The sequence below is a fragment of the Streptomyces sp. NPDC086766 genome (genome assembly GCF_044746005.1).
Classification (GTDB): domain Bacteria; phylum Actinomycetota; class Actinomycetes; order Streptomycetales; family Streptomycetaceae; genus Streptomyces.
Genome location: NZ_JBIVBI010000056.1, coordinates 1 through 2,791, shown reverse-complemented (window position 1 = coordinate 2,791; position 2,791 = coordinate 1). Strand labels below are relative to the sequence as shown.

The 2,791-nt window shown below is 57.0% G+C and carries 1 rRNA gene; it reads right to left on the bottom strand.

Annotated features, from left to right (window positions below):
* Positions 1-22 precede the first annotated feature (22 nt).
* Positions 23-2,791 (bottom strand): 23S ribosomal RNA (locus tag ACIPM1_RS33805); the annotation flags it as partial.

Below are 2,791 nucleotides of genomic sequence, written 5' to 3'. Positions count from 1 at the left end.
AACACAGTGGACGCGAGCAACTGAGGACAAGCCCTCGGCCTATTAGTACCGGTCACCTCCACACGTTACCGTGCTTCCAGATCCGGCCTATCAACCCAGTCGTCTACTGGGAGCCTTACCCCATCAAGTGGGTGGGAGTCCTCATCTCGAAGCAGGCTTCCCGCTTAGATGCTTTCAGCGGTTATCCCTCCCGAACGTAGCCAACCAGCCATGCCCTTGGCAGAACAACTGGCACACCAGAGGTTCGTCCGTCCCGGTCCTCTCGTACTAGGGACAGCCCTTCTCAAGACTCCTACGCGCACAGCGGATAGGGACCGAACTGTCTCACGACGTTCTAAACCCAGCTCGCGTACCGCTTTAATGGGCGAACAGCCCAACCCTTGGGACCGACTCCAGCCCCAGGATGCGACGAGCCGACATCGAGGTGCCAAACCATCCCGTCGATATGGACTCTTGGGGAAGATCAGCCTGTTATCCCCGGGGTACCTTTTATCCGTTGAGCGACGGCGCTTCCACAAGCCACCGCCGGATCACTAGTCCCGACTTTCGTCCCTGCTCGACCCGTCGGTCTCACAGTCAAGCTCCCTTGTGCACTTACACTCAACACCTGATTGCCAACCAGGCTGAGGGAACCTTTGGGCGCCTCCGTTACTCTTTAGGAGGCAACCGCCCCAGTTAAACTACCCATCAGACACTGTCCCTGATCCGGATCACGGACCCAGGTTAGACATCCAGCACGACCAGAGTGGTATTTCAACGGCGACTCCACGAACACTGGCGTGCCCGCTTCACAGTCTCCCACCTATCCTACACAAGCCGAACCGAACACCAATATCAAACTGTAGTAAAGGTCCCGGGGTCTTTCCGTCCTGCTGCGCGAAACGAGCATCTTTACTCGTAGTGCAATTTCACCGGGCCTATGGTTGAGACAGTCGAGAAGTCGTTACGCCATTCGTGCAGGTCGGAACTTACCCGACAAGGAATTTCGCTACCTTAGGATGGTTATAGTTACCACCGCCGTTTACTGGCGCTTAAGTTCTCAGCTTCGCCCCACCGAAATGGAGCTAACCGGTCCCCTTAACGTTCCAGCACCGGGCAGGCGTCAGTCCGTATACATCGCCTTACGGCTTCGCACGGACCTGTGTTTTTAGTAAACAGTCGCTTCTCGCTGGTCTCTGCGGCCACCCCCAGCTCAGAGCGCGAAGCTCATCACCGGTTGTGGCCCCCCTTCTCCCGAAGTTACGGGGGCATTTTGCCGAGTTCCTTAACCATAGTTCACCCGAACGCCTCGGTATTCTCTACCTGACCACCTGAGTCGGTTTAGGGTACGGGCCGCCATGAAACTCGCTAGAGGCTTTTCTCGACAGCATAGGATCATCCACTTCACCACAATCGGCTCGGCATCAGGTCTCAGCCACAAGGTGTGCGGATTTGCCTACACACCGGCCTACACCCTTACCCCGGGACAACCACCGCCCGGGATGGACTACCTTCCTGCGTCACCCCATCACTCACCTACTAACCGCTTGGTCCGGCGGCTCCACCACTCCGAGATTGTCCGAAGACGCACCCGGCGGTTTCACGGCCTTAGCATCACGATGCTCGATGTTTGACGCTTCACAGCGGGTACCGGAATATCAACCGGTTATCCATCGACTACGCCTGTCGGCCTCGCCTTAGGTCCCGACTTACCCTGGGCAGATCAGCTTGACCCAGGAACCCTTAGTCAATCGGCGCACACGTTTCTCACGTGTGAATCGCTACTCATGCCTGCATTCTCACTCGTCAACCGTCCACGACTACCTTCCAGTGCCGCTTCACCCGGCAGACGACGCTCCCCTACCCATCACAGCCGGCGTTGGCCGTTATGCTGCAATGACACGACTTCGGCGGTACGCTTGAGCCCCGCTACATTGTCGGCGCGGAATCACTAGACCAGTGAGCTATTACGCACTCTTTCAAGGGTGGCTGCTTCTAAGCCAACCTCCTGGTTGTCTGTGCGACTCCACATCCTTTCCCACTTAGCGTACGCTTAGGGGCCTTAGTCGATGCTCTGGGCTGTTTCCCTCTCGACCATGGAGCTTATCCCCCACAGTCTCACTGCCGCGCTCTCACTTACCGGCATTCGGAGTTTGGCTAAGGTCAGTAACCCGGTAGGGCCCATCGCCTATCCAGTGCTCTACCTCCGGCAAGAAACACACGACGCTGCACCTAAATGCATTTCGGGGAGAACCAGCTATCACGGAGTTTGATTGGCCTTTCACCCCTAACCACAGGTCATCCCCCAGGTTTTCAACCCTGGTGGGTTCGGTCCTCCACGAAGTCTTACCTCCGCTTCAACCTGCCCATGGCTAGATCACTCCGCTTCGGGTCTTGAGCGTGCTACTAAAATCGCCCTGTTCGGACTCGCTTTCGCTACGGCTTCCCCACCCGGGTTAACCTCGCAACACACCGCAAACTCGCAGGCTCATTCTTCAAAAGGCACGCAGTCACGAGAACGTGCAAGCACGTTCCGACGCTCCCACGGCTTGTAGGCACACGGTTTCAGGTACTATTTCACTCCCCTCCCGGGGTACTTTTCACCATTCCCTCACGGTACTATCCGCTATCGGTCACCAGGGAATATTTAGGCTTAGCGGGTGGTCCCGCCAGATTCACACGGGATTTCTCGGGCCCCGTGCTACTTGGGTGTCTCTCAAACGAGCCGCTGACGTTTCGACTACGGGGGTCTTACCCTCTACGCCGGACCTTTCGCATGTCCTTCGCCTACATCAACGGTTTCTGACTCGTC